We start from the raw sequence: 18,109 nt of genomic DNA on the forward strand, positions 1-18,109 counted from the left end.
CAGCGTGCCCGACTTCGAGACCAGGCCGATGCGGCCCGCGCTGGTGATGTCGGCCGGGATGATCCCCGCGTTGGAGGCGCCGGGCGAGGCGATGCCGGGGCAGTTGGGCCCAATGATCCGGGTCTTGCCGCCCTTGGCGATCGCGTACGCCCAGAACTCGGTGGTGTCGTGGATCGGGACGCCCTCGGTGATGACCACGCAGAGCGGGATCTCGGCGTCGACGGCCTCCTTAACGGCGTCCTTGGTGAACGCCGGGGGCACGAAGACGACCGACACGTCGGCGCCGGTCTCCTTGATCGCCTCGGCGACGGTGCCGAAGACGGGCAGGCCCTCGTGGACGGTGCCCGCCTTGCGGGCGTTCACGCCGCCGACGACGCGGGCGCCGGAGGCGAGCATCCGGCGGGTGTGCTTGGTGCCCTCACCGCCGGTCATGCCCTGGACGATGATCCTGCTGTTCTCGTTCAGCCAGATGGCCATTACGCACCTACCGCGGCGAGCTCGGCGGCGCGCTTGGCCGCATCGTCCATGGTGTCCACCAGTTCGACGCCGGAGAGCTTGGCGTCGGAGAGAATCTGACGCCCGAGTTCGGCGTTGTTGCCGTCCAGACGGACGACGAGCGGGCGGCTCACGCTCTCCCCGCGGGCTTCCAGCAGCTGGAACGCCGAGACGATGCCGTTGGCGACCGCGTCACAGGCGGTGATGCCGCCGAAGACGTTCACGAAGATCGACTTCACCGCGGGGTCGGAGATGATGATCTCCAGGCCGGCCGCCATCACCTCGGCCGAGGCGCCGCCGCCGATGTCGAGGAAGTTGGCGGGCTTGGGCTGCCCGGGGAACGCCTCGCCCGCGTAGGCGACGACGTCCAGGGTCGACATGACCAGGCCCGCGCCGTTGCCGATGATGCCGACGGAGCCGTCGAGCTTGACGTAGTTGAGGTCCTTGGCCTTGGCCGCGGCCTCCAGCGGGTCCTCGGCGGCCTTGTCCTCGAAGGCCGCGTGGTCCGTCTGGCGGAAGGACGCGTTGTCGTCGAGGGTGACCTTGCCGTCGAGGGCCTTCACCTGGCCGTCGGCGGACAGGATCATCGGGTTGACCTCGACGAGGGAGGCGTCCTCGTCGACGAAGGCGCACCAGAGCTTCTCGATGAGCTCGGCGGCGCCGTCGAGCGCGGCCTCCGGCAGCCCTCCGGCCTGGGCGATCTCGCGGGCCTTGGCCCGGTCGACGCCGTCCAGGGGGGAGACCGGGACCTTCGCGACCTTCTCGGGGGCGCTGTGCGCGACCTCTTCGATGTCCATGCCGCCCGCCGCCGAGCAGATGGCGAGGAACGTACGGTTGGCGCGGTCGAGCAGGAAGGAGAAGTAGTACTCCTCCGCGATCGCGCTCGCCTCCTCGATCAGGACCTTGTGGACCGTGTGGCCCTTGATGTCCATGCCGAGGATGTCGGTGGCCTTCCGCTCGGCGTCGGCGGCGTCGTCGGCGACCTTCACGCCACCGGCCTTGCCTCGACCACCGGTCTTGACCTGGGCCTTGACAACGACACGGCCGGTCAGCTGCTCGGCTGCCGCCCGTGCCTCCTCCACGGTGTGCGCGACCACGCCGCGCGGCACCGGGATGCCGTACTCCGCGAAGAGCTCCTTCGCCTGATGTTCGAACAGGTCCACGAGGGTCCGTCCTTGCTTGTCCGGCTGGTGTACAGATGTGAGCGGGCCGACTCCATGATCCAAGGGGGAGCCCGGCGGTTTTGCGCCAATGAAGCCTAGCCCGCCTCATGGCATGACCAGGTAACCGGGTTCCAGATCGTACGCCCCGAATGCTGTTCGCGCCGAACCGGCCGCCCTGGCCGCCGGTCCCGCGAGCCGGTTCACCGGGCCGGTGGGCGGCCTGTCAGGGGTTCGTCAGACAGGCGATCAGACAGGTGAGGGGCGGCCGGAGCACCGGGGAGAGGTAAGACGACAGATCCGTCGGACGAGCGGGGACCGTCAGACGGGCGAGGGGATCGCGCTGCGCACCCAGTCGACGATCTCCTGGGTGGTCGCGCCCGGGGTGAAGACGCGTGCGACGCCCATCTCCTGGAGCGCGGGCATGTCGGCCTCGGGGATGATCCCGCCGCCGAACACCACGATGTCGCCCGCGTCGTTCTCCTTCAGCAGCTCCAGCACCTTGGCGAAGAGCGTCATGTGCGCGCCGGACAGGATGGACAGCCCGATCGCCGCGGCGTCCTCCTGGATCGCGGTGCGCACGATCTGCTCGGGCGTCTGGTGCAGGCCGGTGTAGACGACCTCCATCCCGGCGTCCCGCAGCGCCCGCGCCACGATCTTCACGCCCCTGTCGTGACCGTCCAGCCCCGGCTTGGCGATGACGACGCGGATCCTTGACACGGCATCCATCCAGACCTCCTTGTCTGCGCTCCCCTCGCGACGTGGGAGCTGTCCGCAGCGTAACCGGCCGCGCCGCGCCGGGCTCGGCGGGCCACCGCGAACCACGGTACAGCGGCCCTGATTTCACCGCCTTTCCGTGCGGCGCCACGGGCCCTTCCGCGCGACGCCACCGCTTTTCCGTACGGCGCCGCCGCCCTTCCGTACGGCGCCACGACCCGCGTCCCCGTCGGCCGGGCCCCGGCTAAACGAGCCGGAATGCGCGGCGGAACCGAGGTTCCACGAAAAAAGGGAAACTGACCGTCCGTGATTGTCCGGGAACACATTCCCGTTCCCGGTGCGGCCGGACGACAACTCCAAAGGCCGGAAGGACGTCTCTGCACCGAATATGCACAATTAATTCAGGACAGCCCTTCAAATGCGCTACTATTTCGTGATCTTGCTCCGCAAGGCTATTCCTCCCCTCCCTCATCAGGGTGGAGGGGTCAATCAGGAGGACTTCCCCTTGAAGCGATACATCGCCGGGCTGGCGTGCGCCGCCACGGCCGTGCTGGGCGTTCCGGCGCTGGCATCGACCGCGCACGCGCAGGCCGCCGATCCGGTCAGCGCGTTGAAGAGCCGGCTCAAAAGCGGCTACGGCGTAGCGTTCGTCGACACCGTCAAGATTCGAAACGGCAAGAAGAGCACGACTCTCGCCCACCGCAAGGGTGAATTGCAGTTCGGCGCCTCCGGGGTCGCGGCGTCGGACCACACCACCCAGTTGCGGGCCCAGGAGGACCTCTTCGCGTTCGACACGGAAGAGAACGACGGCGGCGAAAAGACCGAGGCGGAGAAGGACCTCGACAGGCTGTTCGCCGGGCTGGCCGAGCCGGAAAGAGTCGTGCGGGTCAAGAACAAGGCGTATATCCAGGGCGGGGCGTTCGGCCAGTTCCTGCCGGAGGACAAGCCCTGGCTCGTGTACCCGAAGGACACGTTCGGCCTGACCGGCTCGCTGGGCCAGTTCGTCAACCCCACCGAACCCTCGACCCTCAAGGCCCTCCTCGCGCGCGCCACGGTCAAGCGTCCGACCGCCTACTCAGGAAAGATCACCTTTGGTGAGCTCAACAAGGTCTCACCGTGGTTCCGCGTCGCGCAGGAAGTCCCGCTGACCAAGCAGCAGGCGAAGACCGTGGTCAACTGGCGGCTGTTCCTCAACGCGGACCGCCTGCCCGTGCGGCTGACGATCTCGTCCTCGGATTTCGCGAACGGGCCCACCTCCACGATCGACACCCGCTACAGCGGCTGGGGCTCGAAGGTCACGATCGACGCCCCGCCCGCCGACCAGGTCTCCACGATGAAGGAACTGAACGACCGGTTCGCGGCCGACACGCCCGTTCCGCTGCTCACCATCAAGTGATCCTTCCTCGCTGATCACACCCCGCACCACCCGAGCCGCGCCCGGCGGGTCACTCCCGCCGGGCGCGGCTCGCGGCGTTCTCCACTCCCCACGGATCCCGGCCCGCACGGACCCCGACCCGCATGGACCCCAGTTCGCGTGGATCCCGGCCCGCATAGATCCCGGCCCGCACGGATCCCGGCCCGCACGGACCCAGCTCGCACGGATCCCGGCCCGTCGAGGGTTTCCCACCGCCCAGGACGGTCGGCACCCATGGCGCCCGGTTCCGACTCCTCTGGCGATTCTTGATCCGACATTTCGGGATATAGGTAAGAATCTTGGTCCACCCTCCGCGACGACGCGAGGACCATACGGGAGGACCCCCCTCGATGAGGCGAATCATCGCCACCCTGACCGGCGCCACCATGGCGGCCCTGATCGTTCCCACGCTGGTGACCGTCGCCCCGGCGGGCGCCCAGGCCGTCCGGACCCCCCAGGCCACCGCGGCCGACCCGGTCTCGGCGCTGAAGCGCCAGTTCAGGACCCACCGGGGCGTGAAGCTCACCGAGAACACGAAAATCGTCGGCAAGGGCAAGAAGAACCGGGCGATCCTCACCCGGCGGAGCGGCGTGCTGGAGTTCGGCAGGACCGGCGTGGTCGCCTCGGACCTGACCACCAAGTTCAGCCTGCCCGCGACGGACGGCGAGCTCAAGGGCCTGTTCACCCCGTCACGGACGCTCTCGCTGAAGGGTGTCGGCTACACCTCGGGCGGCATCTTCGCCGAGTCCATGCCCGAGGGCAAGAAGTGGCTGCGCACGCCCGGTGACACGCTCTCCCTGGTCAGCGCCGTCCAGCAGATCATCAGCACCGTCGAGCCCGGCACTCTCAAGGCGACCCTCGCCCACACCCGCGCCAAGCGTCCCGGCGGGACGTGGGACGGCACCCGGACCACGGTCCACTCGGGCACGATCACGCTGGCCGAGCTCTTCAAGGTCTCTCCCTCGGTGCGCACGATGCTGGGCAGGAAGCCCACCGGCAGGTCCGCGACGCTCCCGGTGACCTGGAAGATCTATCTCGGCTCCGACAAGCTGGTCCGCCGGGTCGTGTCGTCGTACACGGAGTCCACCCGGGGCCTGAACAGCACGGAGCTGACCTACGTCAACGACACCCGCTACACCGGCTGGGGCACCAAGGTCACGATCAAGGCTCCGCCCGCCGACCAGGTGGCCGAGTTCGACGAGCTCCTCGGTGACACCACCCGGCCGGAGGACCCCATCGGGGAGATCTTCAAGGGCTGAACCGCCCGCGCCCCGAGGTGGCCCGCGCCCTCACCGGCCCGAGGCGGCCGTGAAGGCGCCGCGGACGCAGAAAAGGACACGGGAAGGCGCGGGAAGGGCGCGAGAAGGGCACAGCGGGCGACGACTCCCCGCCCTTTCCGCGCCTCCCGACGTTCGCGGCAACGACTCCCCGCCTCCCGGCGCGCACCGCGGACTCTCCGGCCCTCCCCGCCTCCCGACGCGCACGGCGACGACTCCCCGCCCCTTCCCGGCTTCCCCCGGACGCTCGTCCGAAGGTCAGAGCTTCTCCAGGGGCGCGTACGCCAGCAGCAGGGTCTTCTCGCCCCCGCCACCGAAGTCGATCTTGACCTTGGTCTTCTCCGCGACCCCGTCCACGGACACGACCGTGCCCAGGCCGAACTGGTCGTGGGTGATCCGGTCGCCGGGGGTGAGGTTGGGGATCTGCCTGCCGCCGGGCTTCCTCGCCGGGGCGGGGCGGGAGTCGCGGCGGGTGGCGGCGCTCCAGGCGCTCTTCTCCGGGTCGCTGCGCCAGTCGACCAGGTCGGACGGGATCTCGGCGACGAACCGGGAGGCCGGGTTGAACGCGGGCGAGCCCCAGGAACTGCGGACGGCCGCCCTGGAGATGTAGAGGCGCTGCTCGGCCCGGGTGATGCCGACGTAGGCGAGGCGGCGCTCCTCCTCCAGCTCCTTGGGCTCGCCGAGCGAGCGCATGTGCGGGAAGACGCCGTCTTCCATGCCGGTGAGGAACACCACCGGGAACTCCAGCCCCTTCGCGGTGTGCAGCGTCATCAGCGTCACCACGCCCTGGCCGCCGTCGGCCGCCGGGATCTGGTCGGCGTCGGCGACCAGGGAGACCTGCTCCAGGAACTCCACCAGCGTGCCCTCGGGGTTGGCCTCCTCGAACTCGGAGGCGACCGAGACCATCTCGTCCAGGTTCTCCAGGCGGCTCTCGTCCTGCGGGTCGTTGGAGGCCGTGAGCTCCAGGCGGTAACCGGTGCTCGCCAGCACCTCCTGGGCGAGCTCCGAGGGCGTCATGTCGTCGGCCCTCACCATGAGCTCGTCCATCAGCGCGACGAACTCCTTGATCGCCTTGAGCGAGCGGGTGGCCATGCCCGGCGCGTCGTCCGCCCGGCGGAGCCCCTCCCAGTAGGGGATCCGCTCCCTGGTCGCGAACGCCTCGACCATCGCCTCGGCGCGCTCGCCGATGCCGCGCTTGGGCACGTTGAGGACGCGGCGCAGCGACACCACGTCGTTCGGGTTGGACAGGAAGCGCAGGTAGGCGAGCAGGTCGCGGACCTCCTTGCGCTCGTAGAAGCGCACCCCGCCCACCACCTTGTACGGCAGGCCGGTCCGGATGAAGATCTCCTCGAACACCCGGGAGGCGGCGTTGGTCCGGTAGAAGACCGCGACCTGGCCGGGCACGACGTCCTCGTGGTCGGTGAGCCTGTCGACCTCCTGCGCGACGAACATGGCCTCGTCGTGCTCGTTGTCGGCGACATAGCCGGTGATCTTCGACCCGGCGCCCTGGTCGGACCAGAGGTTCTTGGGCTTGCGGCTCGCGTTGCGCGAGATCACCGCGTTGGCGGCGGACAGGATCGTCTGGGTGGAGCGGTAGTTCTGCTCCAGCAGGATCGTCCTGGCCTCCGGGTAGTCGCGCTCGAACTCCAGGATGTTGCGGATCGTCGCGCCGCGGAAGGCGTAGATCGACTGGTCGGCGTCACCGACCACGCACAGCTCGGCCGGGGCGACCCCGCTCTCCCCGCCCTCCCCGACCGTGTCGCCGTCGGCGGTGCGCGGCTCGGGACGGCCCGCGATCTCGCGGATCAGGGTGTACTGGGCGTGGTTGGTGTCCTGGTACTCGTCGACCATGATGTGGCGCCAGCGGAGCCGGTAGTGCTCGGCCACGTCGGGAAAGATCTGGAACAGCGTCACCGTCAGCATGATGAGGTCGTCGAAGTCCATCGCTCCGGCCTCGGTGAGCTTCTGCTGGTAGTTGCGGTACGCCTCGGCGAGCTTGCGCTCCAGGTGGGTGGACGCCTGGGCCGACGCCGTCTCGTAGTCGATCAGCTCGTTCTTGAAGTTGCTCACCTGGGCGGAGAACGACCTCGGCGGGTAGCGCTTGGGGTCGAGGTCCATCTCGCGGCAGACCATCGCCATCAGCCGCTGGGAGTCGGCCTGGTCGTAGATGGAGAAGCTGGTGGGAAAGCCCAGGCGCTTGGCCTCGCGGCGCAGGATCCGCACGCACGCGCTGTGGAACGTCATCACCCACATCGCCGCCGAACGCGGGCCGATGAGCCGGTCGACCCGGTCCTTCATCTCCCTCGCGGCCTTGTTGGTGAAGGTGATCGCCAGGATCTCCTGCGGCTGCACGCCCCGCTCGCCCAGCAGGTAGGCGATGCGGTGGGTCAGCACCCGGGTCTTGCCAGACCCCGCGCCGGCGACGATGAGCAGGGGGCTGCCGTGGTGCACGACGGCCTCGCGCTGCTGGGGGTTGAGCCCGTCGAGCAACGGATGGGTCAGGGAGGAGGCTGGGATCGACACGTCACCTAGGTTAGAACGACCGACCGACAACCGGGTCCAGCCACCGCGAAGGAATGCGGGTGGACTCGCTCACGGTTGTGATGACGGAGCGGTACGGGGACAACGGAGGGGCTTCCATGCTTTCTGAGAACGAGATCAGCCGCGTACTCGCGATCACCGCGCACCCCGACGACGTCGACTTCGCCGCCGCGGGCACGATCGCGCTGTTCACCGACCGGGGCGTCGAGGTGACGTACTGCGTGGTCACCGACGGTGACGCGGGCGGCTTCGACCGCGAGCTGGACAACGGCGGAATGGCCGAGCTGCGCCGGGCCGAGCAGTCCAACGCCGCCAAGGCCGTCGGCGTGACCGACGTGCGCTATCTCGGCCACCACGACGGGACCGTGGTGCAGAGCCTGGACCTGCGGCGCGACATCACCCGGGTCATCCGGCAGGTCAGACCCGACCTGGTGATCACCCACAGCCCCGAGCGCAACTACCGGTTCATCGCCCCCAGCCACCCCGACCACCGCGCGGTCGGCGGCTCCGCCCTCGACGCCGTCTACCCCGACGCGCGCAACCCGTACACCTTCCCGTCGCTGCTGCTCGACGAGGGGCTGGAGGCGTGGACCGTCCGCGAGGTCTGGCTCAACGGCGGCCCGGCGCCCGACCACCACGTGGACGTCACCGGCACCTTCGACCGCAAGCTCGCCGCCCTGCGCTCCCACGTCAGCCAGATCGGCCACCTGGAGGACTTCGAGGGCTTCCTGCGGGGCCGCTTCTCGCAGATCGCCGCCGAGGCGGGCTTCGGCGAGGGCCGCTACGTCGAGGCCTTCCAGCGGGTCTCCACCGCCTGACCCCCTGAGGGCACCGACCGGATCGCCTCTCCTACGGGAACCCTTCTGGAGGAGCCGGACCCTCCTCACGGTCACCTCCGGGCACCTGGGAACCTGGGAACCCCGAAGGCACCCGACGGGAGGTCCGCGCCGTTGAACAGCATCCATCTGTCGCTCGCCACCGCCGTCGTCGTCCTCCTGCTGGCCGTCGGGGCCGCCGCCGTCGCCTGGCTCGGCCGCCTCGGCCACGCGCCCGCCGTGCTCGTGGCGTGCCTGCGCGCCGTCGCCCAGCTCGGCGTCGTGTCCCTGATCATCGTGTGGGCCGTCGAACGCGCGCTCGCGGTGACGGTCTTCGTGCTGGTCATGTACGGGGTGGCGAGCGTGACCGCGGGACGCAGGATCACCTCGGGTCCCGCCGTCCGGTGGGCCGCGGTGCCCATCGCGGCCGGGACCGTGCCGGTCCTGGCGCTGCTGTTCGGCAGCGGCGTCGTCCCGCCTCTGGGCATCACACTGATCCCGATCGCGGGCATCCTGCTGGGCGGGTGCCTGACGGCCACGGCCCTCGCGGGACGGCGGGCTTTGGACGAGCTGGCCCACCGGCGCGGCGAGGTGGAGGCGGCGCTCTCGCTGGGCTTCTCCGAGCGGGACGCGGCGATGGAGATCTGCCGCCCGCCCGCGGCGCAGGCGCTGGTGCCCGCCCTGGACCAGACGGGAACCGTGGGCCTGGTCACGCTGCCCGGCGCCTTCGTGGGGATGCTCCTGGGCGGGGCCGGCCCGCTCCAGGCCGGGGTGGTGCAGCTCGTCGTGCTGGTCGCGCTGCTGGCCGCGGAGGCGGTGGCCGTGGTCGTCACGGTCGAGCTCGCCGCCCGCGGCCACCTCGGCAGCGGTCAGCGGCCCGGGGCGGGCTCCTCCGGCGGGACCGGGCGAGCCAGGTGGACCGGACGGACCGGACGGGCGTGGTTCGGCGGGGCCAGGCGGGCGAACAGGTAGCCCAGGGAGTTGGTCGCGACGTGGAACATCGCGGGAGCGGCCAGACCTCCCCTCCTGCGCAGCTCGGTGAAGAGCACTCCGGCCAGGCCCGTCGTGACCACCGAACCGGCCACGACCCGCGCCACCTGCCACGCGGGCGCCTTCCCGGGTGCCCTGGACACCTCCGACGTGCCCCGCGTATCCGGGTCGTCGAGGGTCTCCCCGGCGGCCAGGCGGCTCAGGGCGGGGTTGGCGGCCATCATGTCGGCGGCGGGCAGGATGTGCCAGAGGCCGAAGAGGACCGAGGAGACCGCGGTCGCCGTACCGTGGCCGTGGGAGCGGGCGACGAGGGCGTGCAGCACCCCGCGGAAGCCGACCTCCTCCAGCAGGACCGTGCCGACCGGCACCTGGAGCAGGGCCTCCTCCAGCGCGCGGGCGCGCGACAGGGACAGGGCGCGCTCGTCGCGGAAGAACCTGCGGGTGGCCGGGACGGCGATGCCCACGGTGTAGGCCGCGGCCACGGCGGAGGCGAGCGCGCCGCCGATCCGCAGGCCCCGCACGCGCCGGTGGAATCCCAGCTCGGCCCAGGAGAGCCCGGAACGGCGGGCCATCACGACCAGCGCGCCGGTGGCCGCGGCCGAGGTCAGCGGTGCCAGCCTCGGCGCCAGGCGGTTGTTGAGCACGTTGGCCGCCACCAGCACGGCCACCGCGCTCGTCAGCACGCCCGCGGGCACACCCTCGGGCCCGGTGCGGGCGGCTCGACCAGGCTCACGCTCCATGCCCACGAATGCCCACGACTCCCCACGATTTTCTCGGACGCCGTCTCGCGCCCCGCGTGCCGGGCCGCGCCGGGGACCGTGATCTTCGGGATCCCCGCGAATCCGGTTCGAGGCTACGCGACGGGGGCCCGGCTCGCGGCGGCCTGGCGCCAGCCGGCGGGGAAGCGCAGGCCACGGCGCTCCCGCACCGTCAGGCCGCCCCAGATCCCCTCGGGCTCGGCCGCGCGGAGCGCGTAGGCCCGGCACTCCTTCAGCACCGGGCACCGCTCGCAGACCGCCTTCGCCCGCGCCTCGTGCTCCGGCGACTGCGTCAGCGGGAAGAACAGCTCGGGGTCGCTCGTACCGCAGGCACCCCGCGCGGCCCAGCCGATATCCCGCACCATCATCCGCATGACACCGCCCCCTGGTGACTCACCGTCCTCCGTCAGAGTAGGTCGCCCTCGGCCGCCGGACATCAGCCTCTTGACGGATTCACACGTACTCATCGCGGCGTACTCCCTCACCGGCTCCCTCACCGGGGTGTACGCCGACGGCGCGCCGCTCCCCGAACCCCGGCGACACCCCGGCGCCCCCGTGGCCCGCTTCGGCGCCCGCCACCGCGTGACGAAGCCTCGGGACGAGGCTTAGGGCGAGGTCTCAGCAGGCGGTCGTTCCCTGGTTGTATCCCTTGGCGAACAGCTGCTGGCGCTGTCCCGCCGTACCGTGGGCGTCCGGGCGCAGCCAGTCGTCGGTGGGGTCGCCCGCCGCGGCGAGGTTGATCAGGAGCTCGTCCTCGTCGCCGGGCTCCGTCTGCAGCGAGCCGCCCTTGACGAGCGCCCCCAGGGTCCCCCCGGCGTAGCAGTCGGCCTGGAGCTCCTGCTCGATGTTCAGGCGGAACGCGGTGTTCAACTGCGCCTGCACCGCGTGCCCGAACTCGTGCGGGATGATCACATAGACCGAGCCGTCGCCCATCCGCTCGTAGAGGCCGTTCATCCACTGCTCGTCGTAGGCGATGAAGTGTCCCACCGGGCAGTAGAAGGCGTTGTTCGGCACCGACGGCTGTCCGCCGCAGTCGGGCCCGTTCTCCCCCTGGTAGGCGACGAACTCGGTGACCGGGCGGTAGGTCAGCCCGGCCGCGGAGAAGGTCTGCTTCCAGTAAGCCTCGGTGAGCTCCCTGGCCAGCTCGACGTCCGACTCGAACGTCTGCCCGCGCGCGCTGGGCGTGGCCTCCTCACCGGCCTCACCGGTGGGGCCCGCCTCCGGTTCCGTACCCTCCCCCACGCTCCCGCAGGCGGTGACGGCGGCCAGGACCAAGGCCAGGAAAAAGGAGAACGCTCTCATGGGCCTATCGTGACGGAGTCCGCGGCTCCCGCGCGAGGGATCGGCACGACCGGGGAGCGTCCGGCGCGAAGGCGGGGGCGGCACGGCGGGCCCCGGCGGCGGTCTCACGGGCGGTCCCGGCGGTCCCGGCGGGGGATCTCACAGCCTGCCCCGGCGATCCCGGCAGCGGTTCCGGACGGTACCGGAGGCGATCCCGGTGACGGTCTCACAGGGACGGCCAGGTGTGGACGGGCTCGTTGGTGTGCATGTTCTCGATGTAGCGCAGGGTCATCCGGCGCAGCGCCTCGTGCCTGTCGAGGTCGCCGAGCGCGTTCACCGCGTCGATCTGCCAGCTCGCCCCGGTCGTGCCCGTCAGGCAGCGCTGCTCGACGATCCCCAGCAGCCGGTCCCTGGCCCCGGGGTCCACCCCCCACAGGTCGAGTCCCTCGTACGCGAGCGGCAGCAGGCGGCGCAGGACCAGCTCGGACGCGACCACCTCGCCGAGCCCCGGCCAGAAGAGCCGGGCGTCCAGGCCGTACCGGGCGGCGGCGTGCAGGTTGTCCTCGGCCGCGGCGAACGACATGCGCGTCCACACCGGGCGTTCCGCGTACGGGAGGACACGCATGAGCCCGTAGTAGAAGGCGGCGTTGGCGGCGACGTCCGCCACCGAGGGCCCGGCGGGCAGCACCCGGTTCTCCACCCGCAGGTGCGGGGTGCCGTCCACGACCGCGTAGACCGGCCGGTTCCACCGGTAGACGGTGCCGTTGTGCAGGGTCAGCTCGCCGAGTTGCGGGGTGATCCCACGCGCCAGCTCCTCGCGCGGGTCCTCCTCGTCGCACAGGGGCAGCAGCGCGGGGAAGTAGCGGGCGTTCTCCTCGAAGAGGTCGAAGACCGAGGTGATCCAGCGCTCGCCGAACCACACCCTGGGCCGTACGCCCTGGGTCTTCAGCTCCACCGGGCGGGTGTCGGTGGCCTGCTCGAACAGCGGGATCCTGGTCTCCTGCCAGAGCCTGCGGCCGAACAGGAACGGCGAGTTGGCCGCCAGCGCCACCTGGGGGCCCGCGATGGCCTGGGCGGCGTTCCAGTTGGCGGCGAACGCCTCGGGGCTGACCTGGAGGTGGAGCTGAAGGCTCGTGCAGGCGGCCTCGGGGGTGATGCTGTCGGCGTAGGTCTCCAGGAACTCCTCGCCCTCGATCGCCAGGTGCAGGTCCTCGCCCCTGACCGCGAAGATCTGCTCGTTGAGGAGCTTGTAGCGGGGGTTGGCCGACAGCGTGCCCTCGTGTACGTCGCTCTCCCGCAGCGTGGGCAGGATGCCGACCATCACCATGTGCCCGCCGACGGTACGGGCCCGTTCCTCGGCGTGGTTGAGCCGGTCCCTGATCACCCGCTCCAGCCGGGCCGCGCCGCCGCCGTCGAGGGATTCGGGCAGGACGTTGATCTCCACGTTGAACTGGCCCAGCTCGGTCGCCCAGTCGGGCTGGGCGATCGCCTCCAGCACCTCGGTGTTCTTCATGGCCGCCTCGCCGCGCTCGTCCACGAGGTTGAGCTCGATCTCCAGCCCGGCCTTGGGCTCGTCGAACTCGAATCTGGACTCGCGCAGCATCTGCGCGAAGACGTCAAGGCACCGGCGGACCTTGTCCCGGTAGCGCCGCCGGTCCTCGCGGCTGAACACCATCGCAGGTACATCGCGTCCCATACTTCGCAGAGTCGCACAGAAGTAACTACTCGTACAGAAGCAAGCGGGGTGCGGATGCGCGAAAGCCGTGAGGACGGACACGCGAAGGCCATGAGGACGGACACGCGGAGGCCCGTGGGGACGGACGCGCGAAAGCCCGTGGGGACGGACGCGCGGAGGCTCAGACCAGGCGCCGCGCCGTGGCCCAGCGGGACAGCTCGTGGCGGTTGGAGAGCTGCAGCTTGCGCAGCACGGACGAGACGTGGGTCTCCACCGTCTTCACCGAGATGAACAGCTCCTTGGCGATCTCCTTGTACGCGTAACCGCGGGCGATCAGCCGCAGCACCTCGCGCTCGCGCTGGGTGAGCGAGTCGAGCTCGGGGTCGATCGGCGGGGCCTCGCTGGAGGCGAACGCGTCCAGCACGAACCCGGCCAGCCTCGGGGAGAAGACCGCGTCGCCCTCGGCCACCCTGCGGATCGCGTCGGTGAGCTCGCGCCCGCTGATGTTCTTGGTCACGTATCCCCTGGCACCGCCCCGGATCACGCCGATGACGTCCTCGGCCGCGTCGGAGACCGACAGGGCGAGGAAGCGGACCGTGGAACCGGCGCCGAGGACCCGGCGCAGCACCTCCTGGCCGCCGCCTCCGGGCATGTGCACGTCGAGCAGGACCACGTCGGGCCCCAGCGCGGCGATCGCCTTGACCGCGGACTCCACGTCCTCGGCCTCCCCGATCACCTCGATGGAGTCGCCCAGCTCGGCCCGCACGCCGGAGCGGAACAGGCGGTGGTCGTCGACGATCAGGACCTTCACCACACTCATCGGACTTCTTCCCCTCGCGGTCCCGAGGACCGCTCTCCGGCCCGCCGCGATCCTCGCCGTGATCCTACGCGCAGGACTCCGGCCCGCCGCGATCCCAGGATCCGCTCCTCGGCCCGCCGCGACCCCCGGGACGGTCCCAAGATCCGCTCCTCGGCCCGCCGTGATCCCGAGGACGGGGCCCAGGTTCGCCGGGTCGTGGCCCGCTCGCCGCTCACGCCTTCTCCAGCTTCATGGTCAGCATCACTTCCGTGCCCTCGCCGGGCTCGGTCCGCACACGGGCGCTGCCCCCGTGGCGCTCCATCCTGCCGATGATCGACTGACGGATACCCATACGATCCTCGGGCACATCGCCCATGTCGAACCCGATTCCCCGATCCCGGACGAAGACCGTGACCTCGTCCGGTTCCGTCTCGGCGTACACGGAGACGACCTCGGAGCCGGAGTATTTCGCGGCGTTGACCATGGCCTGCCTCGCGGCCTGCATCATCGCGGACAGTTCGGGGGTGAGCGGGCCGTCGCCGACGCAGACGACCTCGATCGGCACCCCGTGCGCGTCCTCCTCCTCGGCCGCGACCCGCCGCACGGCCGCGGCCACCGACGCGTCGGCGTCCTGCTGGGGCTGGTAGAGCCAGTTGCGCAGCTCACGCTCCTGGGAGCGGGCCAGCCGCATCACCTCGCGCGGGTCCTGGGCGTTGCGCTGGATGAGCGTCAGCGTGTGCAGCACCGAGTCGTGCACGTGCGCGGCCACCTCGGCGCGTTCCTCCTGCCGGATGCGCTCGCGGCGCTCGCGCTGCAGTTCCTTCCACAGGGCGGCCAGCCAGGGCGCCGTGATCAGCGCGACACCGCCCACGACCACCAGGGTGAACACGATGCCCGGACGGGCGTTGCCCAGCTCGTCGTTGGCCACCAGGAAGCCGATCGCGCCGACCACGACGAGCACGAGCCCGAGGAAGGTACGGACCCGGTTCTGGCGGACCTGCCCGACGGTGTTGCTCATCCAGCGCTGCCGCCGGTCGGGGTCGGCCTGCTGCCACAGGATCAGCGAGCCGATGCCGCCCACCGCGATCGGCCAGGCGCCGATCCCGGTAGCCGAGGTGCCGGTGAGCCAGCCCAGGGCCGTCAGCGCCATCCCGATCGCGCCGTACGCGGCGAGCTGGCTCCAGTCCCTCCCGGGTTCCCTGCCCTCGTGCGGCTCGCGCGGGGTGAACATCCACAGGGCGGCGTACGCCAGGGCGCCGAACCCGTTCAGGACGGTGAGCAGCACGAAGGCCAGCCTCAGCACGACCGGGTCGAGCCGGAGCTGGGCGGCGGCCCCCTGGGCCACGCCGGCGACCAGCCGCCCCTCCACCGGTCTCACCAGGCGGGGGAAGGGGGCGTCCTCGGTCATCACGGGCGCCGCGTCACGAACTGTCTGTCGGTCAGCCATATCGTCAGCATCGTCACATGAACCAGCCTGCCAGTGCATCAGGCGTTCCCCTGAAGCGACCCTGAGAGAGACCTACCCTCTCCGGGACGACTCAGGGGTCTCCCGGATGCGTCGCGGACCGGGAAAGGCCACGATGAGGACATGAACGACACCGGGCGGGCCCAGGATCCGGCGAGCTCGCCGTCCGCCTCCTCCCCTTTCGAGGAGCGCTTCCAGGAGCGTTCCGGAGAGCGTTCCGGGGAGCGCTTCGAGGAGCGCGGCCTGAGGCGCGGCAACGAGGGCCGCATGCTCACGGGTGTCTGTGCCGGTCTGGGAAGGTACGCCCGGATCGATCCCGTGCTGCTCCGGGTCGGTTTCGCGGTGCTGGTGCTCGGTTCCGGGATCGGGATCATGCTCTACATCGCGGCGTTCCTGCTCATGCGCGAGACCGACGGCGGCCCCGGCTACCTGGAGCAGTGGATCCGCCGCGACTTCGACAGCGAGACGGTCCTGACCCTGCTGACCGGCCTGTTCGCCCTCGGACTGATCGTCAATGTCTCCTCGGACGGCATCGGCACCGGCACGGTCGTGGTGGGCACGGTGTTCGCCATCGCCCTGCTCGCCGCCCACTCCCGCGGGGTCGATCTGCTGGCCGTGGCGAGGTCGCTGCCCGAACGGCTGCGCAGGCGCCGCGCCTCGTCCCCGTCCTCGTCTCCGTCTTCCTCTCCGTTCGATCAGTGGCCCGGTCCGGCCGCCCACGCGCCGGGCACCGCCGCCGGGCAGCGCCCCGTCGGCGAGCGGGACCCGGTCGGTGAGCGGGGTCCAGCCGGTGAGCGGGACCCGGCCGGTGACCGGGCTCCGGCCGCCCACGCCGCCGCGTCCCCCACCGCCCACGCGGCCGACCGGCCGGGGGCCGAGACGGTCACGGAGCCGTACGCGCCCACGTCCGGACCGGGATCCGCGACGGTCCCCCCGCACCCCGCCCCCGGGACCCGGGCCGGGGACGAGCCGGGGATGCCCCCGGACCCCGCCGCACCGCCGGAGTACGGGCCACGAGCCGCCCCGTACGCCCCGTACGGCGCCGCGAGGCCGTTGTTCGACTCCTCCGGCGAGCCCTTCTCGCCGTACGGCCCCTACCAGCCCCTGGATCCCCGGAGGCGGCCGCAGCCGTACTCCCCCTACTACGACCCGGCCGCGTACGGCGGGACCGTGGTGGCGCCGCCCAGGCCGCAGCGGCGCAGATCACTCGTCGGGAGCATGACCATCTGTCTGGCCATCATCGTTGGAGGGATCATCGTGGCGATCCAGTCCGCATCGGGACCGGTCAACATGACGGTCGTCGGCGGCGCGGCACTCGTCGTCATCGGCGCCGGCCTGCTGATCGCCACCTGGTTCGGCCGGGGGGCGGGGCTGGTCGCGACCGGCACCGTCCTGTCGATCGCCCTGATCGCGGGGTCCACGCTGGGCGGCATGCCGAAGAAGTTCGGCAACTACACCTGGGAGCCCGCCACCCTGTCCGAGGTGGCGCGCACCTACTCGGTGGGCGTGGGAGAGGGCAGGCTCGACCTGGGCGACCTGGTCCTGCCGCCGGGCTCGCGGACCATCGTGGACGCCTCGGTCTCCGTCGGCGAGATCAGCGTGATCCTGCCCTCGACGGCCAGGATCGAGGTGAACGGCTCCACCAAGTTCGGCGACGTCAAGATCGACCATGTGGTGGAGGGAGGGGCCGACATCGAGCACAACAAGATCCTGGAGCCCGAGGTGGCCCCCAAGGGCGACGTGGCGACGATCGTGCTGAACATCAAGGCCGGCATCGGGGACGTGGAGGTGCGCCGTGCGGCCTGACGTCGACAGGACCGAACGCCGTCTCGTGCACCGTACCGACTGGATGGCCCTGCTCAGCGGCGTGGTGTTCATCGCGGCGGGCATCGTCTTCATCAGCGAGCCGTCCGTCCAGCCGCTGGTCATGCTCATAATCCTGGTGGGCGGCCTGGGCTTCGCGGGCCTGGTCGCCATCCTGGCCAGGGTCATCCGGCGCTAGGCCCGTCGCCCGCCGGCGGGATCGAAGAGACCTAACGGCAAAAGGCCGAATCAGGCGTTAGAGTCGGGGTATGTCGGCACTGGAGTTCGTCAGCACCGTCCGCGCGACGCGAACCGGTCCGGCGGACACGCTCGCCGACGTCGAGGGCATGACCGCGTGGGGCCGGGCGCACGCCGCCCAGCTGGGCGTCGACCCGGGCTTCGTCGCCTCGGAGGAGCTGCGGCGCGAGGTGGTGGAGCTGCGGCAGGCCGTACGGGCGCTCTTCGCCAGGGCGGTGGGGCCGGGCGCCGCGAGCGGCGCGGACGCGCACCGGCTCCCCGGGTTCGCCGAGTCGCTCGACCTGGTCAACGCCACGGCGCTGGCCGTGCCGCTGGCCGCACGGCTGGAGTGGCCCGCCGAGGGCGCTCCCCTGGCACGGACCGTCCCCGGCGACGGGACCTCGGAGTCCGCGCGGATCCGGGCGGCCCTCGCGACGTCGGCGATCGAGCTGCTGGCCGGGCCGCGGCGTGAGCGGCTGCGCACCTGCCCGGCGCCGCGCTGCGTGCTCTACTTCCTCAAGGACCACGCCCGGCAGGAGTGGTGCTCGGTCGGCTGCGGCAACCGGGCCCGCGCGGCTCGCCACTACCAGCAGCACCGCGACGGCTGACCCCGCCCGACCCCGACCTCCTCACGCCTCTTGGGTCAGGACTTCTTTCAGGCGTGACTTACATCACGCATTTA

At 71.1% G+C, this 18,109-nt stretch carries 17 protein-coding genes; 7 read left to right on the forward strand and 10 right to left on the reverse strand.

The window, feature by feature from the left end; all coding sequences use genetic code 11:
- From ACSC1Q_RS24830 to icmB, 3 genes are all read right to left on the reverse strand, one after another.
- The coding region (locus ACSC1Q_RS24830; protein WP_436761112.1) for a CoA-binding protein at positions 1–477 on the reverse strand (477 nt) is incomplete at its 3' end.
- Positions 477–1,658: an ADP-forming succinate--CoA ligase subunit beta gene (gene sucC, locus ACSC1Q_RS24835; RefSeq protein ID WP_436761113.1), complete on the reverse strand. Its 1,182-nt coding sequence runs from the start codon at positions 1,656–1,658 to the stop codon at positions 477–479. The genes sucC and ACSC1Q_RS24830, both read right to left, overlap by 1 nt.
- Before the next feature lie 318 nt (positions 1,659–1,976).
- On the reverse strand, positions 1,977–2,384 hold the full coding sequence (gene icmB, locus ACSC1Q_RS24840) for a coenzyme B12-dependent isobutyryl CoA mutase small subunit (RefSeq protein WP_344746239.1): 408 nt from the start codon (positions 2,382–2,384) through the stop codon (positions 1,977–1,979).
- A gap of 406 nt (positions 2,385–2,790) precedes the next feature.
- Between icmB and ACSC1Q_RS24845 the strand changes: the two genes are divergently transcribed.
- Together ACSC1Q_RS24845 and ACSC1Q_RS24850 are read left to right on the forward strand one after the other, a co-directional pair.
- Positions 2,791–3,768, forward strand: a complete 978-nt coding sequence (locus ACSC1Q_RS24845) for a hypothetical protein (RefSeq protein ID WP_436761114.1) — start codon at positions 2,791–2,793, stop codon at positions 3,766–3,768.
- A 368-nt stretch (positions 3,769–4,136) separates the two neighbouring features.
- Positions 4,137–5,045, forward strand: a complete 909-nt coding sequence (locus ACSC1Q_RS24850; protein WP_436761115.1) for a hypothetical protein — start codon at positions 4,137–4,139, stop codon at positions 5,043–5,045.
- A gap of 276 nt (positions 5,046–5,321) precedes the next feature.
- Here the strand turns inward: ACSC1Q_RS24850 and pcrA are convergent, their stop codons facing one another.
- On the reverse strand, positions 5,322–7,580 hold the full coding sequence (gene pcrA, locus ACSC1Q_RS24855; protein WP_436761333.1) for a DNA helicase PcrA: 2,259 nt from the start codon (positions 7,578–7,580) through the stop codon (positions 5,322–5,324).
- Between the two features lie 122 nt (positions 7,581–7,702).
- Between pcrA and ACSC1Q_RS24860 the strand changes: the two genes are divergently transcribed.
- Positions 7,703–8,422 carry a PIG-L deacetylase family protein gene (locus tag ACSC1Q_RS24860; RefSeq protein WP_436761116.1) on the forward strand — a complete coding sequence of 240 codons (720 nt, stop codon included), beginning with the start codon at positions 7,703–7,705 and terminating at the stop codon, positions 8,420–8,422.
- Between the two features lie 132 nt (positions 8,423–8,554).
- The gene (locus ACSC1Q_RS24865; protein ID WP_436761117.1) at positions 8,555–9,391 is read left to right on the forward strand and encodes an ABC transporter permease; all 837 of its coding nucleotides are present in this window, start codon (positions 8,555–8,557) and stop codon (positions 9,389–9,391) included.
- Here the strand turns inward: ACSC1Q_RS24865 and ACSC1Q_RS24870 are convergent.
- From ACSC1Q_RS24870 to ACSC1Q_RS24895, 6 genes are all read right to left on the reverse strand, one after another.
- Positions 9,289–10,149, reverse strand: coding sequence for a CPBP family intramembrane glutamic endopeptidase (locus ACSC1Q_RS24870; RefSeq protein WP_436761334.1), 861 nt, complete (start codon positions 10,147–10,149; stop codon positions 9,289–9,291). The two genes, ACSC1Q_RS24865 and ACSC1Q_RS24870, sit on opposite strands and share 103 nt — an antisense overlap.
- A gap of 113 nt (positions 10,150–10,262) precedes the next feature.
- Positions 10,263–10,541 carry a WhiB family transcriptional regulator gene (locus ACSC1Q_RS24875; RefSeq protein WP_436761118.1) on the reverse strand — a complete coding sequence of 93 codons (279 nt, stop codon included), beginning with the start codon at positions 10,539–10,541 and terminating at the stop codon, positions 10,263–10,265.
- 244 nt (positions 10,542–10,785) lie between these two features.
- Entirely contained in the window at positions 10,786–11,469 is a 684-nt protein-coding gene (locus ACSC1Q_RS24880) for a neutral zinc metallopeptidase (protein ID WP_436761119.1), read from the reverse strand.
- A gap of 205 nt (positions 11,470–11,674) precedes the next feature.
- A complete protein-coding gene (locus ACSC1Q_RS24885; protein WP_436761120.1) occupies positions 11,675–13,144 on the reverse strand; it encodes a glutamate-cysteine ligase family protein in 1,470 nt (489 codons plus the stop codon).
- A 160-nt stretch (positions 13,145–13,304) separates the two neighbouring features.
- The gene (locus ACSC1Q_RS24890) at positions 13,305–13,943 is read right to left on the reverse strand and encodes a response regulator (protein ID WP_350970858.1); all 639 of its coding nucleotides are present in this window, start codon (positions 13,941–13,943) and stop codon (positions 13,305–13,307) included.
- A gap of 211 nt (positions 13,944–14,154) precedes the next feature.
- The gene (locus ACSC1Q_RS24895; protein ID WP_436761121.1) at positions 14,155–15,369 is read right to left on the reverse strand and encodes a PspC domain-containing protein; all 1,215 of its coding nucleotides are present in this window, start codon (positions 15,367–15,369) and stop codon (positions 14,155–14,157) included.
- Between the two features lie 141 nt (positions 15,370–15,510).
- Between ACSC1Q_RS24895 and ACSC1Q_RS24900 the strand changes: the two genes are divergently transcribed.
- The 3 genes from ACSC1Q_RS24900 (at position 15,511) to ACSC1Q_RS24910 (ending at position 18,035) form a co-directional block, all read left to right on the forward strand.
- Positions 15,511–17,193 (forward strand): PspC domain-containing protein, encoded by a 1,683-nt coding sequence (locus ACSC1Q_RS24900; protein ID WP_436761122.1) that lies wholly within the window; start codon positions 15,511–15,513, stop codon positions 17,191–17,193.
- Positions 17,183–17,389 carry a hypothetical protein gene (locus ACSC1Q_RS24905; protein ID WP_436761123.1) on the forward strand — a complete coding sequence of 69 codons (207 nt, stop codon included), beginning with the start codon at positions 17,183–17,185 and terminating at the stop codon, positions 17,387–17,389. The genes ACSC1Q_RS24900 and ACSC1Q_RS24905 overlap by 11 nt, the downstream gene beginning before the upstream one ends.
- A 70-nt stretch (positions 17,390–17,459) precedes the next feature.
- Positions 17,460–18,035: a CGNR zinc finger domain-containing protein gene (locus ACSC1Q_RS24910; protein ID WP_436761124.1), complete on the forward strand. Its 576-nt coding sequence runs from the start codon at positions 17,460–17,462 to the stop codon at positions 18,033–18,035.
- Positions 18,036–18,109 lie beyond the last annotated feature (74 nt).

The sequence above is a fragment of the Streptosporangium heterodermiicola genome (genome assembly GCF_051390675.1).
GTDB lineage: Bacteria > Actinomycetota > Actinomycetes > Streptosporangiales > Streptosporangiaceae > Streptosporangium.

Bases quoted from the DNA above. Each gene is read 5' to 3' on its own strand.
- icmB (WP_344746239.1), bottom strand. From the start codon at position 2,384: ATGGATGCCGTGTCAAGGATCCGCGTCGTCATCGCCAAGCCGGGGCTG.
- ACSC1Q_RS24910 (WP_436761124.1), top strand. From the start codon at position 17,460: ATGTCGGCACTGGAGTTCGTCAGCACCGTCCGCGCGACGCGAACCGGT.
- ACSC1Q_RS24875 (WP_436761118.1), bottom strand. From the start codon at position 10,541: ATGCGGATGATGGTGCGGGATATCGGCTGGGCCGCGCGGGGTGCCTGC.
- ACSC1Q_RS24895 (WP_436761121.1), bottom strand. From the start codon at position 15,369: ATGGCTGACCGACAGACAGTTCGTGACGCGGCGCCCGTGATGACCGAG.
- ACSC1Q_RS24900 (WP_436761122.1), top strand. From the start codon at position 15,511: ATGAACGACACCGGGCGGGCCCAGGATCCGGCGAGCTCGCCGTCCGCC.
- ACSC1Q_RS24850 (WP_436761115.1), top strand. From the start codon at position 4,137: ATGAGGCGAATCATCGCCACCCTGACCGGCGCCACCATGGCGGCCCTG.
- ACSC1Q_RS24845 (WP_436761114.1), top strand. From the start codon at position 2,791: ATGCGCTACTATTTCGTGATCTTGCTCCGCAAGGCTATTCCTCCCCTC.
- ACSC1Q_RS24885 (WP_436761120.1), bottom strand. From the start codon at position 13,144: ATGGGACGCGATGTACCTGCGATGGTGTTCAGCCGCGAGGACCGGCGG.
- ACSC1Q_RS24890 (WP_350970858.1), bottom strand. From the start codon at position 13,943: ATGAGTGTGGTGAAGGTCCTGATCGTCGACGACCACCGCCTGTTCCGC.
- ACSC1Q_RS24860 (WP_436761116.1), top strand. From the start codon at position 7,703: ATGCTTTCTGAGAACGAGATCAGCCGCGTACTCGCGATCACCGCGCAC.
- ACSC1Q_RS24880 (WP_436761119.1), bottom strand. From the start codon at position 11,469: ATGAGAGCGTTCTCCTTTTTCCTGGCCTTGGTCCTGGCCGCCGTCACC.
- ACSC1Q_RS24870 (WP_436761334.1), bottom strand. From the start codon at position 10,149: ATGGAGCGTGAGCCTGGTCGAGCCGCCCGCACCGGGCCCGAGGGTGTG.